This is a genomic window from Pseudomonas sp. MPFS, from assembly GCF_022537035.1.
GTDB classification, from domain to species: domain Bacteria; phylum Pseudomonadota; class Gammaproteobacteria; order Pseudomonadales; family Pseudomonadaceae; genus Aquipseudomonas; species Aquipseudomonas sessilinigenes.
The window spans coordinates 2,283,643-2,301,650 of sequence record NZ_CP066123.1; the positions used below are offsets into that span (position 1 = coordinate 2,283,643).

An 18,008-nucleotide genomic window follows, 5' to 3' on the forward strand; every position below is an offset into this window, starting at 1 on the left:
ACTGGGACAAAAAAAGCCTGCCCGGTGCTCTGCAACGCCGCGTCCACGATCGCGCGAATCGGCCTGGCGGGCCCGTGGGCGTTTGCTTGCGCCCCTGTGCAAGTGCCTGAACGGGCTGTTTGGCCAAGGGGTCGGAAGTCGACTTTCGAGTCAACAGCCTCGTGTACGGATGGTCAATTTCCTACAGCTAATTCAGCCGATCCGCTGATCACTTCCTTGTTCCCGGCATCGCCCGGCCAACAGCCGCTCCACAGCCTAGGCGGGCCCCCGGACCGTCCGGGTTTCGGGTGACATACAACCCCTGGGGCAGCGCCACCTGGACAGCATCAGTGTGAAGATCAAGGACGGCCAGCCGAGCAAGGTGGTGGAGGAGCACGTCAAGAAACTCATGGCGCAGCGCCACGGCACCAAGGACTTCTTCACCAACAACCTGGACAGCATCATGCAGACGGTGCAGCGCACCAGCCGCTCGCTGGCGCTGTTGCTGTCGCTGATCGCGGTGATATCCCTGCTGGTGGGCGGCATCGGGGTGATGAACATCATGTTGGTGTCGGTTACCGAGCGTACCCGCGAGATCGGCATTCGCATGGCGGTGGGGGCGCGCCAGTCGGACATCCGCCAGCAGTTCCTGGTGGAGGCGGTGATGGTCTGCCTGATTGGCGGTGCCATCGGTATCGCCTTGTCCTTCGCTATCGGCTACCTGTTCACCTTGTTCATCAAGGAGTGGGAGATGGTGTTCTCCATGGGGTCGATCGTGATGGCGTTCGCCTGCTCGACCCTGATCGGGGTGGTCTTCGGCTTCGTCCCGGCGCGCAATGCGGCGCGCCTGGACCCCATCGAAGCCCTGGCCCGGGACTGAGTGTGGGGTCTGCCGCCGGCGTTCTGGCCGGCGGCATGGGACTCACTCAGGTTTGCTGCTGGCCGTTGCGGCGACACTCTCCTGGGGCGAGTACATCCAGCGCAGGAGCGAATGGCGGCCGCTGATGCCCAGCTTGATGGCCGCACGCTTGAGGTAGCTCTCGACGGTGTTGACCTTGAGCTGGCACTGCTCGGCCAGCTGTGGCGCGGTGCGCCCGGCCAGCAGGCCGACACAGACTTCCATTTCCCGGTTGGACAGGCTCAGGCCGGACCGCGCCAGGCGATCGGCAAAGCGCAGGCGCAGGGTTTCCAGGCCTTCGACGGAACCGTCCTGGGCGGTATCGGCGCCGCGTGGCTGCAGGGCACTGATGTGCTTCTCCACCATCGGCAGCAGCAAGGGCGAGAAATCCTCCAGCAGCGTGCGCTCCTGGGCGGAAAAACTGCGGGCCTGGTTGCTGCGATACACCGAGACCACGTACTGGTAGGAGTCCTTGTGGCCGGTCAGGTGCAGTTGCACCGGGTTGGCGTCGCCATGGCGGCGCTGTGGCATGGGGCTCGCATCGCTGCCTTGCTCGGGGAAGGTGGCGCACAGCAGCGGGTCATCGTTGGCTGGCAGGCCATGCAACGGATGATGGTTGTGCACGGCGTTGTGGCCATGGCCGTCGACAGCCTGGTCTACCCGCAGCTGGGTGATATGGGTGGCGTCCACTGCCAGCTGGGTCAGGATCAGGTCGTGCAGCATGCGTGGGAAGCGACGGCTGCCGGTACTGGCGATGACCTTGCCAATGTGAGGGAACAGTACTTGTGAGTTCATCATTTCATCCTTGAATGTGAAAGTTGGAAAGGACTGCCTTATAGCAACGAGTTTGGATGACTGCGGATTTAACTCCTGTTTCCGCAGATCGACCAAAGGGCGCTTCGTATCCTAGTACAGGGTTTTGGTGGCTGTTTGATGAACTGCTGCAAAAGCCCCCCGTGCAGAGTCGCCAATGGCGCCCAAGGCACCGGCTGGCGGGGGGATGGCGGTTGTGGAGGATTTTGAAAAAAACTTTTGCAGTAGTGCCCGGTTGGCACGAAAGTTGTGCCCGGGTGGCCGTTCAAGTGTCCGCAGCCCTTGGTCTGGCTGGCAGGCTTTGACCACAAGCAGGAGGCTATCCGATGCAAGTGCGGTTGCCGCTGATGATTTGCACTGCCCTGGCCTGTGGTGCGTTCCCATGCGGCCAAGGTCGAACGGCTGATCGACCCGGGCAGTGCTGCCCAGGTCGACTCGGCTATGTCGCTACCTAGTGCTGGCTCTGTTCGCAGTTGATCATCCACGACACTCCGAAACGGTCTTCGAGCATGCCGAAACGTTCGGCCCAGAATGTCTTTTCCAGGGGCATGCGGACGCTGCCTTGCTCAAGCAAGGCATTGAAGACCCGCTCGGCTTCGGTGGCGCTGTCGACATTCAGGGCGATCGAGCAACCACGGATACCGGAATAGGGCAGGTCCGGGGTACTGTCCGAAGCCATCAGCACCTGGTCGCCGACATTGAGCCGGGTATGCATGATGAGTGTGTGGCAGTCAGGCGGGAGATGATCGCGGACCGGGCTCTCGCCGAAGGTCAGCATCATCTCCAGGGTGCCGTTCAGGCACTGGGCATAGAAGGTGAAGGCAGCCCGGCAGTCGCCGTTGAACACCAGGTAGGGGTTGATTTTCATCGCGTACTCTCCTTGTGCGGCCAGGGCGTGCCCTGGGAGAACCGATAGCCTGGCGGGTATCGGTGGACACTGCATAGCAAAGCGTCGAATGACCGTTCGCGAGCGGTTTTTTTAGACGCTTTTTCCATGGTTTGCGCAAGGCTTATACCCGATCGCCCCCGTTTCTGGAGGCGACCGGGAAGGGTACGGCTACAGGCGCGGCTGTTCCTCGGGCAGGCCCAGTAACTGATGCAGGGTGTTGATCAGCGCCTGCTGGCGCTGGCGGTCTTCCTGGTGGCGGGCCTCGGCCTCGGCGACATCGGCCTGGCAGTGTGGGCAGTGGCGTTCATGGGCATGGATGTACTGGCGGCAGGCGCGGCACAGCGATAGGCGGGGCGGGATGCGGCCTTCCTCGGGGGAGGCCCGGCCCTGGTTGACCCAGGCCAGCTTGATCACCTGGCCGCTGTCGCTGACGCTGGAGACCGTTTCGCCACTGTCGATGCGTTCGGTGATCAGGTCGAAGCGACCCACGGAGAACGAGGCCGGCCCCGCGTCCTCGAGCTTGACGATGCGTTCGCGCAGGCCCTGTTTTTCCAGCTCCAGGGTCCGGTAGTGGCAGTAGGGATTGTTGCCCGGCTTGCCCAGCAGCGAGTGTGAGGTCCAGGTGCAGCCGCCCCGGCAGACGTCGTTGTAGTAGCAGGTGCGGCAGTAGCCCCACAGGTCGTCCACCGAGCGCAGGCGGCCGAAGTGGATGCCCTCGCTGTAGTGCCAGATGTCGTGCAGGTTCATGTTGCGCACATTGCCACCGGAGAAGCCCACGGTGGCCAGTGACGGGCAGCCCTTGACCGTGCCGTCGGCCTCCAGGGCCAGGACGGTCTGCCCGGCGGCGCAACCGCTCCAATGCACGCGCTCGTCGCCGAAGCCGCGCCACAAGTGTTCGTAGGGTCCGTAGTAGCCGATGTTGTTGCCAACGTTCATCAGCAGCCCGCGCTCGCTGCCTTCGCGGTACAGGCGGGCCAGCAGCGGCATGACGTCCAACAGCTGGTAGGGCTGCAACAGCAGTTCGGGGTGATCCACGGCATTGCCCATGGCCACGGTCAGCTGGATCTGCCAGTGGCTGGCCCCGGCCTCGATGATCAGGTCCATCAGGGCCGGCAGGTCGGGCAGGGTGGCGGCGCCGATCTGGGTGTTGACGCTGACCTTGAGTCCGGCCTGCTTGGCCCGGCGCAGCGTGTCCAGGGCCTTGTCGAAGGAGCCGGGCACATTGCGCACCGCATCGTGCAGTGGCGCCAGGCCGTCCAGGGAGATACCAACGCCATCGAGCCCGGCGTCTATCGCCGCCTGCATCTTGGCTGGGGTCAGGTTGCGTCCGCCGGTCTGGACCGCCACGTACATGCCGTGGTCGTGGATGGCCTGGATCAGTCGTGTCCAATCCTTGCGCAAATAGGCCTCGCCGCCGATCAGGGTGACTTCCCGGGTGCCCAGGGCGGCCAGGGCGTCGATCACTTCCAGGCATTCGCCGGTGTTCAACTCGCCGGGGCGGCGGTGCCCGGCCCGGGAGCCGCAATGCAGGCACTTGAGGTCGCAGGCGAGGGTGATTTCCCAGACCACGTGCACAGGCACATAGCGCTTGATATCGGTTTCGCTGAGGTAGCGGGCGGGGAGACGGTCTGACATGAAAAGATCCTTGCGCACCCGGCGGTGCGCGGCACCAACCCATCGGAATAGGCGCGCCTTCCTTGAGCGGCAGTGGCGCGATCGGTTGTCCCGCGAGCCGGGACCGGCCGTTGCCGACCGGTCCCGGAGCCGGGGTTCAGCGTTGTTCCAGGCGATGGATTTCCACCTGCAACTGCTGCGCGGCCTTGCTCAGGTTGTCACTGTTGGCCAGTTGTTGCTCGGCCTGGGCCACAAGTGCCTTGAGTCGCGCCAGGTCGCCACTGGCCTGGGCCTGTTGCAGCGTCACGGCGTACAGCGGATGCGGGTGCAAGTGCACAGGGTCCGCCTGGCTGGCACGGCCCTGGGGCTCGACGTGCGCCGCCTGTTCCACCGGGGCTGGGCTCACGGCGGCGTGTTGCACCACATGCCAATGGCCCTGGTAGTTGTAGCGGTAGCTGGCGAAGCCACTGGCCCAATCCAGGTTGAGGATGCCCTGCAGATGGAAGGTCTCGGCGATCTGGCTGCCGGGGCCGCTGGGGTTGCCCGCGAGGTTGAGGACCAGGTGTCCTTCGCTGGATCGATCGAGCTTGATCTGCGAGTAGTCGCCCCAGACGTCGGCGCTGAAATGCACCGGCGGCGACGTGCTCTGGGTCACTTGGGCCAGGCCTGAGACGGTCTTGCGCACGGTATTGACCAGCAGGTCGAGGGTCAGGATCGGTGCGCCGATCACGGGGTTGGTGATGATCAGGCGGGTATGGAACAGTCCAGTTGTCATGTTGCAACTCCTTGGCGTGATGGAAGAGTGCACTGGGCCTGGAGCTCAGCGCCGCTCCTGCCTGGCGATTTCGCTCTTGGCAGCGTCCAGTGCGGTACGGATCAGCGGCAGCTGTTCCAGTTGCTGCGTCGCCAGGCGGTGCAGGCTCTTCATCTGCGCCAGGTCGCCGCTGGCGATGGCGCCGTGGATCGGGGCCGCGTACAGCGCCGCGAGTGGTGGCAGCGGATGGTGCGAGTGGCCGTGGGGCTGGGGCCGGGACAGGCTGCTGGATTCGATGTTGTTCTCCAGGTAAGCCGGTACGTCGCTCACGGTCACCCAGTTGTAGCCGTTGTAGTACTGGTAGTTGGCGACGCCTTGCTTCCAGTCGTCGTCGACCACCAGGTGCAGCTTGAAGGTGATGATCGAATTCGCGCCTGGGCCACCCTGGTTGCCTGCAACGGTGAGGAGGATCTTGGTACTGGTGGGGGACGTCACGGTCAGGTAGGTGTACTGGCCCCAGTCGTCGGTCTGCAGGTCCAGTGGCGGGCTGGCCGCTTGGGTGATCGACGATGTGCCGCGCAGGCTGCGCTCGGGGGTGTAGACCAGCAGGTTGAGTTGCAGGTTCGGCGCTCCGGGGTCGGAGGTGCCGATGCGATAACTGACGGGGAACAGGCTTTCTTGTGCGTTGGAACCGGACATTTGCTTTGCCTCCATTCAGTGACAGGGAAACAGCGGTCAGTGCCGTTCCAGGCGGGCAACTTCCTTGACCAGCTGTTCGTAGGCGCTACGCAGGTCCGCAGGCTCGGCCTTGCTCGGGTCGCGTTTGGCCAGCAGGGCTTTCATCTGCGGCAACTTGCCTTCGGAGATCGCCGACTGAATGGCGACTCCATAGGGGGGGATGACGTGTTGAGGTGCATTGCTCATGGCGTGTGCCTTCCGTGGGGATGAGGGGATGCTGCGGTACTCGGCAGCTTTTGCAGTTAAGCAGCGCGGATGGAAAAGACAGGCTAATGGCACACTGATTTTATGGGTTTCCGACCGGTGGATTTCACGTTGCAAAAAGTGGCTCTACGCCAGGCCCTGCGGTCATTCCAAAGGGCGATAGAAGCGATTGCCCAGGGCGATAGGGCGGCGCTTTTCGTGCCACTTGAGCCCCCCTGTCCGGCGGTGGCGTGAAGCGCCTTTGTTGCTCGCCCCCGGGCCGGAGCCTTGGGTAAACTGTGCCCCTCCCAGAACAAAACCAACAGGACGGCCCATGAGTACCCTGGCTTTCAAGCAGGTCGATGTTTTCAGTTCCACGCCCCTCAAAGGCAACCCGGTGGCAGTGGTGTTCGATGCCGATGGGCTCGACGACCAGCAAATGGCGAGGTTCGCCAACTGGACCAACCTCAGTGAAACCACATTCATCCTCAAGCCGCGGGACCCACGGGCGGACTACCGCCTGCGGATCTTCACCACCCTGGACGAACTGCCGTTCGCCGGTCACCCGACCTTGGGCAGTTGCCATGCCTGGCTGGAGTCCGGTGGCGTGCCCCAGGGTGAAGAGATCGTCCAGGAGTGTGCGGTGGGCCTGGTGCGGATTCGCCGCCAGGGCCAGCAGTTGGCGTTCCTGGCGCCGCCCCTGTTGCGTTCCGGGCCGGTAGCGGCGCAGTTGCTGGAGCAGGTATGCCGCGGCCTGCGTTTGGCGCCTGCGGACATCGTTGCAGCGCAGTGGGTCGATAACGGTGCCGGATGGCTGGCGGTGATGCTCGCCAGTCGTCAGCAGGTGCTGGACCTGCAACCCGACTACCCGGCCCTGAGCGGGCTGGCGGTGGGCGTGATCGCGCCGTGCGATCCGCAGGTGGATGCCAGTGACGCGCAGTTCGAGGTGCGGGCCTTCATCGCCGGAGACGGCATGCCTGAGGACCCCGCTACGGGCAGCTTGAATGCCGGTATCGCCCAGTGGTTGCTGGGAGCCGGGCTGGCGCCATCGCGCTACCGTGTCAGCCAGGGCCTGAGCATGGGGCGCGCCGGTTGCATCGAGGTGGAGCAGGTGGGGGACGAGGTGTGGGTCGGCGGTGCTGCATCGACCTGTATCGAAGGCCGCCTGAACCTGGCGTCCAGGTCGTAGTCACCCGCTGGAGGGGGCTTGCAGCCGGGCGCGGGTTCTTGCGGCAGATCGTCGCAGGTCGATCGCAGCGCCGGGGCCAAGGGACGCAAACACGGGGCTTGCCGGCGATTGTTACCTGATTGGCAAGGCTCTCTTGAGCGTCCCGGGTTTGTACCCTGGCGGTTGCAGGCATAAGCTTTCAGCCTTTTTTCGATATAGCTCGTGTTGTCCCGCGCTCAGCCTTAGGAAAAATCATGTCCAGCCAGTTCCCTGAAGCCCGTCCTCGTCGCCTGCGTCGTTCCGAACAACTGCGCAGTCTGTTCCAGGAAACCGAATTCACCCTCAACGACCTGGTGCTGCCGATTTTCGTCGAAGAAGAAATCGACGATTTCGTGCCGATCAAGAGCATGCCCGGCGTGATGCGCATCCCCGAGTCCAAGCTTGCTGGCGAAATCGAGCGTTATGCCCGTGCCGGGATCAAGTCGGTGATGACCTTCGGCGTGTCCCATCACCTGGATGGCGACGGTAGCGATACCTGGCAGGAAAACGGCCTGGTCTCGCGCATGTCGCGCATCGCCAAGGACGCGGTGCCGGAGATGGTGGTGATGTCCGACACCTGCTTCTGCGAGTACACCGAGCATGGCCATTGCGGCGTGATGCACGGCCATGAGGTGGATAACGACCAGACCCTGATCAACCTCGGCAAGCAGGCCGTGGCCGCCGCCCGTGCCGGTGCCGACGTGATCGCCCCGTCGGCGGCCATGGACGGTCAGGTCCAGGCCATTCGCCGGGCCCTGGACGCCGCCGGGTTCACCCAGACGCCGATCATGGCCTATTCCACCAAGTTCGCCTCGGCGCTCTACGGCCCGTTCCGCGAAGCTGGCGGCAGTGCGCTCAAGGGCGACCGCAAGAGCTACCAGATGAACCCGATGAACCGCCGCGAAGCGGTGCGCGAATCGCTGTTGGACGAACAGGAAGGCGCCGACTCGCTGATGGTCAAGCCAGCGGGCGCCTACCTGGACATCATCCGCGACATCCGCGAAGCCTCGCGCCTGCCGGTGGCGGCGTACCAGGTCAGTGGCGAGTACGCGATGATCAAGTTCGGTGCCCAGGCCGGGGCGATCGACGAGCAGCGCGTGGTACGCGAGAGCCTGGGCTCGATCAAGCGTGCCGGTGCCGACCTGATCTTCACCTACTTCGCCATGGACCTGGCCCTGGCCGGAATCTGAGCCGGCCTCTGGCGCCTGTCGGTCTTCTTCAGGCGCTCCAGGGCGTGCCCGGGTCCGGCGCGATGCCGGCTACGGGATGGATTTGCTGTTCGCGAAAATACCGCTCCAGCACCTGTGGCTCCGCCGAGCGATCCGCCAGCGCCACGTAGGTGTCGGGGCGCAGCAGGTACAGGGCGTTGCGCGCCAGTCCCGCCTCGGCATGGGCCGCCTGCCAATCGAAGACCCGCAAGGGGATCTCTCGGGCGTTGCACCAGGCATGCAAAGCGTCGCTGGCCACGCCATACACATGCACCTGCCAACCCAGGTATTCCAGGCTGTCGAAGTTGTCCTGCCCGCCGTCGCTGACCCAGGGCAGGCGATCGCCGCCGTGTACCGGGCCGACGCTGCCTGCGCTCAAGGGCATGCCGCGGTAGTTCAGGGTGATCTGCGACACCGTGCGAAACAGGAATTCGCGGGCCCGGTCGAAGGCGGCGATCTTCGGCAGCAGCAGCGGTGCGACACGGGTGCGGACCAGATAGGCGATCGGGCCGTCGGCCGTGGCGAAGTTGAACACCCGGTCGGTGGTGGCGACCAGGCGCCGGGCGAACTCCATGCGCTCGATGCCATAGCTGTCCAGCAGGCGCTCATCGCCCTGGCCTGCGAGCACCGTGGCCAGCTTCCAGGCCAGGTTGATGGCATCGCCGATCCCGGTGTTCATGCCCTGGCCGCCAGCCGGGCTGTGGAGGTGGGCGGCGTCGCCCAGGAGAAAGACCCGACCCCAGCGAAATTGCCCGGCCACTCGGTGGTGTACCCGATAGGTGGAGAACCAGTTGACCTGCTCGACTTGCACCTTGAGCTGGTGCATGGCGCGCTGGCTGACATCCTCGAAGCGCAGGTGCTCCAGGTGTTCGGCTCGTTCGTCACGCACGGTACCGATCAGCCGTGCGTGACCGCTGTGGGCCAGGGGGAACACCGCCAGGAAGTCGGCAGCGTCCAGGTCCACATGCAACTGGCCATCGAGGCTCGGGCCAGCGGCCTCGACATCCGCCACATAGAACACCTGCTGGTAGGTCCCGCCGGGAAAACTGGCGCCCAGGGTCTTGCGGACCGTGGAGCGGGCACCGTCGCAGCCGGCCAGGTAGAACGCCTGGCAGTGCTCTTCCCGACCATCGGGACCGCGCAAGCGGGCATTGATCAGGTGACCGTGATCGGTGAAGGCCAGCAGCTCGGTCTCACGCTCGACACTGACGCCCATCTGGGCCAGGCGCTCGACCAGCAGTTGTTCGTGTTCGTCCTGGGGAAAGATCTGCAGGAAGGGGTAGGGCGTCAGGTCGCCACCGATGGTCTCGAACGGCAGTTGTGCGACCCGTTCGCCCTTGACCCACAGGTTCACCGCCGGCACGTGGCAACCCCGCTCGACAATGGCCTGGGTCAGGCCCAGCTGGCGATACAGCTCAAGGGTCCGGGCCTGCACCGCCAGGGCCCGGGACGTGGTGCCCGGGCCGGAGGTCTTGTCGATGATCCGCACCTTGACCCCTTGCTGGCGCAGCCAGAGCGCCAGGACGAGGCCGGTGGGGCCGGCGCCGATGATCAGTACGTCGCTGCAGTTCATGTCTTTGTCCTGGGCAAGGAATCAATGTCATGGATCCGGCGGTACTGCCGCTGGCTCAGCGCTGGGCGAACGCCAGGTTCAGGCCCAGCCCGGCAAAGCTGGCGGCGAAGCTGCGGCGCAGCCAGTCCTGGACCTTGGGCGACTCGATCACCGCGGTGCGGAACAGGTTGGCCAGCAGGCCGTAGAGCACGAACACGAAGAAGGTCATGGCCATGAACACTCCGCTCAGGAGCAGCATCTGCGGGACCGGATCGCTGCCGTCGTGGCTGATGAACTGCGGCAGGAAGGCGAGGAAGAAGATCGTCAGCTTGGGGTTGAGGATGTTCAGCAGGCAGGCCTTGAGCATCAGCGCGCCGGCGCCCTGGCTGACCGCGTGGCTGTCGACGGCGAAGGCCGAGCGATCGCGCCAGGTGGCGTAGGCCAGGTACAGCAGGTAGGCGACCCCGGCGAACTTCAGGCCCTGGAACGCCAGGGCGCTGGTGTGCAGGATCGCCGACAGGCCGAGGATCGAGGCCAGCAGGTGCGGGACGATCCCGGCGGTGCAGCCGATGGCGGTGAACAGGCTGGCGCGCTTGCCGGCTACCAGGGCCGTGGAAATGGTCAGGATGACGCCGCTGCCGGGGATCAGCACGACGATCAGGCTGGTGATCAAGAAATCCAGGTTCAACATCCGGGCAGCACTCCATGGCAAGGCGGGGGAGTCGTCGAACATACACCCAGGCGGGGGGTGTGCAGTAGAGGGATTCTAGTCGGCCCTGTTCTTGTTGCCGGCGATTTGAACGGATCTGTAGCCGATCACGCTGGCATCTATCGAGCGGGGCAGGGGAACGGCGCTGCAGGTCTTCGGTCGAAGCTCGCGTTCGTTGCTTTACTTGCAGGGACCGGGTCCCGACTTCCCTTGGAGAACCATGATTTCACATCGCCTTGTCGGCAGTTTCCTTGGCCTGCTGTTGTTGGCCGGTTGTGCCAGCCAGCCCGGTTCCCGCTCGCCCGAGATACCTGCCGAACAGGTCCAGGCACGCATCCTGCGACTGTTGCCCGCCCAGGTGAGCGACCGCCAGGGCTGGGCCCGGGACATCCAGGTGGCCTTCAATGTCCAAGGGCTGGACCCCAGTCCCGGCAACTTGTGCGCAGTGCTGGCGGTGGCCGGGCAGGAGTCCGGTTTCCAGGTCGATCCAGCGGTGCCGGGCCTGGGGCGCATTGCCCGGGATGAGGTCGATCGCCGTGCGGCCAAGGCACATGTTCCGGGGCTGCTGGTCAGTGCTGCATTGCAGGTACGTTCCAGCGACGGCCAGTCCTACAGCCAGCGCCTGGCCAAGGCCCGTACCGAAAAGGAACTGAGCGCGATCTTCGATGACTTCATCGGCCAGGTGCCCATGGGCCAGACCCTGTTCGGTGGTTTCAACCCGGTGCATACCGGCGGGCCGATGCAGGTCAGCATCGCCTTTGCCGAGAAGCACGCCCAGGGCTATCCCTATTCACCACGAGATTCGATCCGCCACGAGGTCTTCAGCCGTCGCGGAGGCCTGTACTTCGGCATCGCCCACCTGCTGGGTTATCCGGTGAGCTACCCGCAGCCGCTGTATCGCTTCGCCGACTTCAACGCTGGCTGGTACGCCAGCCGTAATGCCGCGTTCCAGGCTGCGGTCAGCCAGCTCACCGGGATTCGCCTGGCGCTCGATGGCGACCTGATCCGCTACGACTCGATCCTGCCCGGCAGCACCGAGCTGGCAGTACGCACCCTGGGCAAGCAGTTGGGGCTGCGCAACCCGGTGATTCGCGACCAGCTGGAGCAGGGCGACAGCGCGCAATTCGAGCAGACCGCGTTGTACCGCAAGGTATTCGCCCTGGCCGACCAGGCCAAGGACAAGGGTGTACCGCGGCAGATACTCCCGGGCATCGAGCTCAAGAGCCCGAAGATCACGCGCCAGCTGACCACCGCCTGGTTCGCCAAGCGGGTGGAAGAGCGCTATCAGCGCTGCATGGCGCGTCACTAAATGGCGTGTGCCTGTCGCTCGCGGTACTGGCGAGGCGAGCAGTGCATGATCCGCTTGAAGGCGTGGCTGAAGGCGCTGTCGGAGTCGTAGCCCAGCTTCTGGGCGATCGAGGAAATGCTCGCCCGCCCGCTTTTCAAGGATTGCGTGGCCAGTTGCATGCGCCAGCGCAACAGGTACTCCAGTGGGGCTATCCCGGCCTTTTGCTTGAAATGCAGGGCCAGGGTCGAGCGCGAGACCCTGGCGATCCGGGCCAGGTCCTCGACGGTCCAGGACCGGGCCGGGTCGGCATGGATGGCCTCGATGACCGCCCCGATGCGTGGATCACAGATCGCCAGCAACCAGCTTGGTGGTGCGTCGGTTGCCTGGGCCAGGTACATGCGCAGCACCTGCACCAGCATGATGTGCCCCAGGTGCTGGACCACGATCGAATGGCCTGGGGAAGACCCGGCCAGTTCGTGGGCCATGTGTTGCAAGGCCCAGTTCAGTACCGACGCCGGCTCCGAGCCATTGCCGATGACCGCCAACGCAGGCAACCCGGCGAACAGCAGGTTGGCCTCCTCGCCGAAGGCGAAGCGGCCACCGATCAGGAACAGCTCATCGGCGCTACCGCAATGGGCGACGCCATTGCTGGCGTGGCGATAGACCTCGTCCGCCCGGATGGCTGGTAGTTCTGGATCGCTACAGAGCGAAAAGGCCCGTTTGCGCGACAGCAGGAAGCAGTCCCCGGCCACCAGGCGTACGGATGCCCCGGCGCCTTCCACGGTCAACCAGCAGGAGCCTTCGATGAGCGCGTTGAACTTGATGCCGTCGGGCGCAGGGAAGTCGATGGCCCAGTCGCCGCCCGCCTTCAAGCCGGCGAACACCGAGCTGCGCGTATTGAGCAGGGCCAGAACTTCGGATAACGGGTCCATGGACATTCGGACGCTCGCGATAGAAAACCGGACTTTGTTGCATTCCCGGCTGCAAGTCCAGCCGGGAAAATGCCAGGCGCGGGGATCTTCCCGCGACTTCCCATCCTGTTTCACGGAGCGTTCATGACGAGCAGGCAAATCCCGATCCATTCCGGTTTTGGTGCAGCCAGTACGGCGGCAGAAGTGCTGGCAGGGCGAGACCTTTCCGGCACCCTGGCCCTGGTCACCGGCGGCCATTCAGGGCTTGGCCTGGAAGCCACGCGGGCCCTGGCCCAGGCCGGCGCCCAGGTGATCGTGACGGCACGCGATGTCGCGACCGCCCAGGCAAGCACCTATGGCATTGCTGGTGTTGAGGTCCAGCAGCTGGATCTGTCCGATCTCCTTTCGGTGAAGGACCTCGCGCAGCGCGTGCTGGGCAGTGGCCGGCATCTCGACATCCTGATTGCCAACGCAGGCGTCATGGCTTGCCCCGAGGGACGCGTGGGCCCGGGCTGGGAAAGGCAATTGGCGACCAATCACCTGGGGCACTACGTCCTGGTCAATGAGCTTTGGCCAGCACTCGAAGGTGGCGCCAGGGTCGTGGTGCTGTCGTCGGCAGGACACCAGCAATCGGCCATGCGCTGGGACGATGTGCAATTCACTCGGGGTTATGACAAATGGGCCGCCTATGGGCAGTCGAAGACCGCCAACGCGTTGTTCGCCGTGCACCTGGATCGGTTGGGGCGGCATGCCGGCGTCCGGGCCTTTGCCGTTCATCCCGGAAAGATCTTCACCCCGCTGCAACGCCATCTGGTGCAGGGCGAGATGATCGCGGCTGGTTGGCTCGACGCTTCGGGCCAGCCGGCCGATCCCTCGTTCAAGACGCCGCAGCAAGGCGCTGCGACCCAGGTCTGGGCGGCCACTTCGCCGCAGCTGGAGGGCATGGGCGGGTTGTATTGCGAGGACTGCGACATCGCCTCGCTGGATGAGCGCGAGCCGCCGTCCTTTGTCGGTGTCCGCTCATATGCCATCGACCCCGGGCAGGCCGAACGCCTTTGGACGTTGTCTGGCCAGTTGACCGGAGTCGACGCATTGGTGGGCGGTCGGCCTTGAGTGTGGGGCTGCTGGCACGAACAACGAGGCGCTTGTCAGTTGCTTTTACGGTATGCCAGGATGCGCCATGAATTTTTTCCGGCTCGGCAAGCGCACCCATCACCATCGACCTCATTCCAGGGGCCGTGGTCGCGTATGCGCGTCGAGCCGTCAGTGATGCGCATCCCTCGCCACTGACCCTCGATTCACCACCAAGGCGCCCTGCAAGGCGCCTTTTTTATTGTCTGTAAAAAACCTGAGGAACGACCCATGACCATGCTCCGTGGCACGCGAATGATCACCGGCGAACAAGCCGCCAACCTGCGCATCCTGGAGGGCCGGTTCCGGAGCTGGCTTCATCGAAGCGGGTGCTGAAGAAGTCATAGTCCCGGCCTTGTGGGGCCAGGACACCTTTATTGAAAAAGCCGGAGGCAGTGAAGTCATCGGCCAGATGTGGGCTTTCGCCGACAAGGCCGGTCGCCCTTGCTGCCTGATTCCGGAAGCCACCGCGCTGTTCCAGGAAACCGCTGGCCAGCTGCTGGCGGGACGGACCCAGGCAATGTTCTTCTACGTTGCCCGCTGCTATCGCTACGAGAAGCCCCAGGCCGGGCGCTACCGTGAATTCACCCAGCTGGGTTTGGAGATCCTCGGGCCCGACCCACGCCAGGCACTGGTGCAGGCGCAGCAGTTGTGCACCGGCTTCCTGGATGCCTTGGCGCTGGACTATGAGCTCAACCTGGGGGTCAAGCGTGGCCTGACCTATTATCTGGATGGCGAGGGTTTCGAGGTGCGTTGCCGGCGCCTCGGGGCGCAGCAGCAAGTGGTGGGGGCGGGGGCCTATCGCCAGGGTGCCGGGTTCGGCATCGGCCTGGAGCGCTTGCAACTGGCGCTCCAGGCCCAGGCCTAGGCGAGGTTACTGGCGGCGACGGACGAACTTGCGCCACAGCCAGACCCACAGCAGCACCAGGGGGAAGGCGAGGATCACGAAGGGCAGCACGTAGCTGCCTTTCTCCAGGGCCTCGGCGGTACCGTCGGCCAGGTTGTCCAGCAGGTTGCTGAAGGCGCGCTTGAGGTTGGAGCTGCGCTGGCCGCTGTCGCTGGGCTGGAAGTTCAGGGTCAGGCGGTTGGTGTCCAACCGCCGTTGCTGGCCGGCGGCGATCTGGGCCAGGGCTTGCAGGTCATTCTCGATGCCGGCTTGCTCCTTGCTCAGGGCGATCAGGTCGCCGACGCTGATGTCCTTGCGCGCGGCCAGTTCGTCCAGTCGCTGTTGCTGGGCCTTGAGCCGTTGTTGCTGGCGCTGCACGTCGGCCACGGCGTCGGCCAGGTCTTCGGCGCTGGTGATGCGCTCGCCCAGCTCGGCGCCTTCGGCGGCCTGCTGGACCATGGGCTCGACGCCGCTCGGTACTACCCGCAGTACCACTTGGGCGCGGTACTTGCCTTGTTCCAGGCGCAGGATATTGCACGCACCGAACTTCGCCTGTTCGCAGGCTTCACGGGTTTGTGCCAGGCGCGGGCCGATCTGCTCCGAGGGCAACGACAGGGTCAGCTCATGTTCGTAGGCCAACTGGGCGCCGGCCTGGCCCTGGGCGCCGCCAAGGGCCACGGCGCTTCTGTCCTGGTCGCTGGGAGAGCAGGCGCTGAGTGCCAGCGCGCCCAGCAGGGCAAAGGCCAGGCGGCGAGGGCGGTTAGGGTGGTCGTCCTGATGTTGCATGGGAGCTCCTTGGGTACTTGAAACTGCGTTGGGAACGCAGGCGCGCATCTTACCGTCCTTCCTGGGGCGGCCACGATGGCGTTGTGACTTATTTGCGGCAATTTCCCGGATTGATACTGATAGGCCGCACCGCGGATTGGCGCTACATCTGTGGCAGTACGCAGCGATGGTGCTGCGCTGGTGCTCAAGGAGCTTGTCATGAGTGAAGCGGATGTTCCCCAGGGTTTCAGTCCCTTGCCTCGCAGCAGTCCGTTGCTGGAGCTGATCGGTCCGGTCTACGGCTGTGGCAATGGCAGTGGGCTGCGTGTCGGCCTGCGTGCCGATGCCCGCCACGCCAACGGTCGCGGCATCGTGCACGGCGGCATCATCGCCACCCTGGCGGACGTCGGCATGGGGTATGCCATGGCGTTCTCCAGCGAGCCGCCATTGCCACTGATCACGGCCAGCATGAACCTCGATTACCTGGGCGCGGTGCAGGTGGGGGATTGGCTGGAGGTGCGCCTGGAGCATTCCCGGCGCGGGCGGCAGATCGCCTTCGCCACCGTGGTGCTGAGCGTTGGCGAGCGCGAAGTGGCCCGAGCCAGCGGCGTGTTCGCCGTGCCGCAGCCGTCGCCGACGCTGGCCTGATCTGACGCATCGCGCCCGTGCGCAGCCTGCGGCAGCAGCTACACGAAGCGGGCACCTTTGGTGTCTGGCGCATCCTCTTTGTAGCCGCTGCCGAGCCCGCGAGGCCCCCAAGGCCTTCAGCGGGCATTCATGAGCAGCTACGCGATGCTCAGCTGGTGATCTGTTTCCAGTCCAGGCCGAAGCGCGCCAGGTATTTGCGCAACCGATCGGCGTCGTTGGAATTGGCCTTGCCCAGGCGCGAGACCCCGAACAGGCGCCGCCCGGCATCCGACAGGCTGTCGGCGCGCCGGCATTCGGCGATCACCGCCTTGAGTTGCAGGCGGTCGAACAGGTCCAGTTCCATGTCTGTGCCCAACAGCGGCTGTAGCTCGTCCTCGCTCTGTTCCAGGCCCCAGGCATGGCGCAGGCGCTGGATCTCTTCCAGAGCCAGGGCCTCGTCGATCCGGCCGCTGTCGGCCAGGGTGGCCATGCGAGTGATGGACGCCGACAGCTCGCGGAAGTTGCCCAGCCAGGCCGCTTCGCTGGAGCTGGCGAAGGCCAGGTAGCGCCGCCGGGCCTCAAGGTTGAAGCGCACCAGTTGGCCTTGCTCCCGGGCATGGCGTTCCAGCTCGAAATCGATGTTGGGCTCGATGTCTTCGCGGCGCCCCGCCAGCCCCGGCAGGTTGAAGGTCCAGAGGTTGATCCGGGCGTACAGGTCTTCGCGGAACAGGCCCTGGGCCACCCGGCCGCGCAAGTCCCGGTGGGTACCGGCGATGATCAGGAAGTCGCTCTCCACCTCCTGGTCCGAACCCATGGGGAAGAAGCGTTTTTCCTCGATGGCCTTGAGCAGCATCGCCTGTTCGTCCAGGCCCAGTTCGCCGATCTCGTCGAGGAACAACATGCCGCCGTGGGCCGCTCGCAGCAGGCCGTCGCGGGCATTCTGGGCGCCGGTGAAGGCGCCCTTGGTATGGCCGAACAGTGCCGACATGGCGCCGTCGCCGCGCAGGGTGGCGCAGTTGACCTCGACAAAGCGCCCCAGGACCTGGTGCCGGCCACGCTTGAGTTCATAGATGCGCCGGGCCAGGAACGACTTGCCCGCCCCGGTGGGGCCAATCAGCAGCATCGGCGCCTTGGAGCGTACCGCCACTCGCTCGATCTGTTCTATGGAGCGGTTGAAGGCCAGGTTGCGGGTGGCGATCCCCGACTTGAGAAAGGCCAGGCCCTCCAGGCGCTTGTGGGCGAAGCGCGAGGCGATGCGGTCATAGCGCGACAGGTCGAGGTCGATCAGTGCATGGGTGCCGGTAGCGTGCTCGTCCGGATCGCGGCGCCGGGCTGGGGAGGTCTGGATCAGTCGCGCCGGCAGGAAGCGGGCCTCGGTCAACAGGAACCAGCAAATCTGCGCCACGTGGGTCCCGGTGGTGATGTGCACCAGGTAGTCCTCGCGCTCGGTGTCGAACGCGTAGGCGCTGGTGAAGTCGTGCAGGGCGCCATACACCTCCTCGAAGTCCCAGGGGTTCTTCAGCTCCATGGGGTGCAAGCGCACCTCGGTCTCGGGGGAGACCTGGCGGATGTCGTCGGCAATGCGCCCGGCGAGGCTGATGTCCCGGGCGTCGACGCCATGGATCAGTTCCAGGCGGTGGATCAGCACATCCTGCTGCTGGCACAAGCCCACGCTCGGGCGCCAGTGGCTCCAACGGTTGGCGCCCTTGCCGACACGATCGAGGGTGGCTCCGACGAAACCGATGGCGACCGTGGACTTGTCCGACATGTTTATATCCTTGGATAAACTGCGATAGATAAAGATATAAAATCAGAGCAACGTTTGTCGCGAAAAATCACTGAAGAAATAAAGATGA

At 64.8% G+C, this 18,008-nt stretch carries 17 protein-coding genes and 1 pseudogene; 7 read left to right on the forward strand and 11 right to left on the reverse strand.

What is annotated here, in order from left to right; all coding sequences use genetic code 11:
• Positions 1-301: 301 nt before the first annotated feature.
• Positions 302-859 (forward strand): annotated as a pseudogene (locus I9018_RS10770) (FtsX-like permease family protein); the annotation flags it as partial.
• Between the two features lie 42 nt (positions 860-901).
• Here I9018_RS10770 and I9018_RS10775 read toward each other — a convergent pair.
• From I9018_RS10775 to I9018_RS10800, 6 genes are all read right to left on the reverse strand, one after another.
• Complete coding sequence (locus I9018_RS10775; protein ID WP_068588751.1) at positions 902-1,672, reverse strand: LuxR C-terminal-related transcriptional regulator; 771 nt, start codon at positions 1,670-1,672, stop codon at positions 902-904.
• A gap of 469 nt (positions 1,673-2,141) precedes the next feature.
• Positions 2,142-2,558: a VOC family protein gene (locus I9018_RS10780; RefSeq protein ID WP_068588754.1), complete on the reverse strand. Its 417-nt coding sequence runs from the start codon at positions 2,556-2,558 to the stop codon at positions 2,142-2,144.
• 189 nt (positions 2,559-2,747) lie between these two features.
• A complete protein-coding gene (locus I9018_RS10785) occupies positions 2,748-4,214 on the reverse strand; it encodes a GDL motif peptide-associated radical SAM/SPASM maturase (protein WP_068588758.1) in 1,467 nt (488 codons plus the stop codon).
• A gap of 136 nt (positions 4,215-4,350) precedes the next feature.
• Positions 4,351-4,968: a DUF1842 domain-containing protein gene (locus I9018_RS10790; protein WP_068588828.1), complete on the reverse strand. Its 618-nt coding sequence runs from the start codon at positions 4,966-4,968 to the stop codon at positions 4,351-4,353.
• A gap of 45 nt (positions 4,969-5,013) precedes the next feature.
• Positions 5,014-5,646: a DUF1842 domain-containing protein gene (locus tag I9018_RS10795; RefSeq protein WP_241109404.1), complete on the reverse strand. Its 633-nt coding sequence runs from the start codon at positions 5,644-5,646 to the stop codon at positions 5,014-5,016.
• Between the two features lie 36 nt (positions 5,647-5,682).
• Positions 5,683-5,871, reverse strand: a complete 189-nt coding sequence (locus I9018_RS10800) for a DUF1843 domain-containing protein (protein WP_068588822.1) — start codon at positions 5,869-5,871, stop codon at positions 5,683-5,685.
• A 331-nt stretch (positions 5,872-6,202) separates the two neighbouring features.
• Here I9018_RS10800 and I9018_RS10805 point away from each other — a divergent pair, with 331 nt between their 5' ends.
• Complete coding sequence (locus tag I9018_RS10805) at positions 6,203-7,057, forward strand: PhzF family phenazine biosynthesis protein (protein ID WP_124346325.1); 855 nt, start codon at positions 6,203-6,205, stop codon at positions 7,055-7,057.
• Positions 7,058-7,290: 233 nt separating this feature from the next.
• A complete protein-coding gene (gene hemB, locus I9018_RS10810) occupies positions 7,291-8,265 on the forward strand; it encodes a porphobilinogen synthase (protein WP_068588817.1) in 975 nt (324 codons plus the stop codon).
• A gap of 28 nt (positions 8,266-8,293) precedes the next feature.
• Here hemB and I9018_RS10815 read toward each other — a convergent pair whose 3' ends face one another.
• Complete coding sequence (locus I9018_RS10815) at positions 8,294-9,856, reverse strand: FAD-dependent oxidoreductase (protein WP_241109405.1); 1,563 nt, start codon at positions 9,854-9,856, stop codon at positions 8,294-8,296.
• A gap of 55 nt (positions 9,857-9,911) precedes the next feature.
• Positions 9,912-10,526, reverse strand: a complete 615-nt coding sequence (locus tag I9018_RS10820; RefSeq protein ID WP_068588803.1) for a LysE family translocator — start codon at positions 10,524-10,526, stop codon at positions 9,912-9,914.
• Positions 10,527-10,764: 238 nt separating this feature from the next.
• Between I9018_RS10820 and I9018_RS10825 the strand changes: the two genes are divergently transcribed.
• Positions 10,765-11,853 carry a DUF1615 domain-containing protein gene (locus I9018_RS10825; protein WP_241109406.1) on the forward strand — a complete coding sequence of 363 codons (1,089 nt, stop codon included), beginning with the start codon at positions 10,765-10,767 and terminating at the stop codon, positions 11,851-11,853.
• On the opposite strand, the gene I9018_RS10830 is transcribed toward I9018_RS10825, so the two are convergent.
• Positions 11,850-12,764 carry an AraC family transcriptional regulator gene (locus I9018_RS10830; protein ID WP_241109407.1) on the reverse strand — a complete coding sequence of 305 codons (915 nt, stop codon included), beginning with the start codon at positions 12,762-12,764 and terminating at the stop codon, positions 11,850-11,852. The genes I9018_RS10825 and I9018_RS10830 overlap by 4 nt on opposite strands.
• Positions 12,765-12,887: 123 nt before the next feature.
• Here I9018_RS10830 and I9018_RS10835 point away from each other — a divergent pair, with 123 nt between their 5' ends.
• Positions 12,888-13,856: an SDR family NAD(P)-dependent oxidoreductase gene (locus I9018_RS10835; RefSeq protein ID WP_124346329.1), complete on the forward strand. Its 969-nt coding sequence runs from the start codon at positions 12,888-12,890 to the stop codon at positions 13,854-13,856.
• A gap of 337 nt (positions 13,857-14,193) precedes the next feature.
• A complete protein-coding gene (locus I9018_RS10840; RefSeq protein WP_241110128.1) occupies positions 14,194-14,742 on the forward strand; it encodes an ATP phosphoribosyltransferase regulatory subunit in 549 nt (182 codons plus the stop codon).
• A gap of 6 nt (positions 14,743-14,748) precedes the next feature.
• Here the strand turns inward: I9018_RS10840 and I9018_RS10845 are convergent, their stop codons facing one another.
• The gene (locus I9018_RS10845; protein WP_241109408.1) at positions 14,749-15,546 is read right to left on the reverse strand and encodes a DUF4349 domain-containing protein; all 798 of its coding nucleotides are present in this window, start codon (positions 15,544-15,546) and stop codon (positions 14,749-14,751) included.
• 198 nt (positions 15,547-15,744) lie between these two features.
• On the opposite strand from I9018_RS10845, the gene I9018_RS10850 reads away from it, so the two are divergent.
• The gene (locus tag I9018_RS10850) at positions 15,745-16,173 is read left to right on the forward strand and encodes a PaaI family thioesterase (protein WP_068588788.1); all 429 of its coding nucleotides are present in this window, start codon (positions 15,745-15,747) and stop codon (positions 16,171-16,173) included.
• A gap of 148 nt (positions 16,174-16,321) precedes the next feature.
• Here I9018_RS10850 and rtcR read toward each other — a convergent pair whose 3' ends face one another.
• Positions 16,322-17,920, reverse strand: a complete 1,599-nt coding sequence (gene rtcR / locus I9018_RS10855) for an RNA repair transcriptional activator RtcR (RefSeq protein WP_241109409.1) — start codon at positions 17,918-17,920, stop codon at positions 16,322-16,324.
• Between the last annotated feature and the right edge of the window lie 88 nt (positions 17,921-18,008).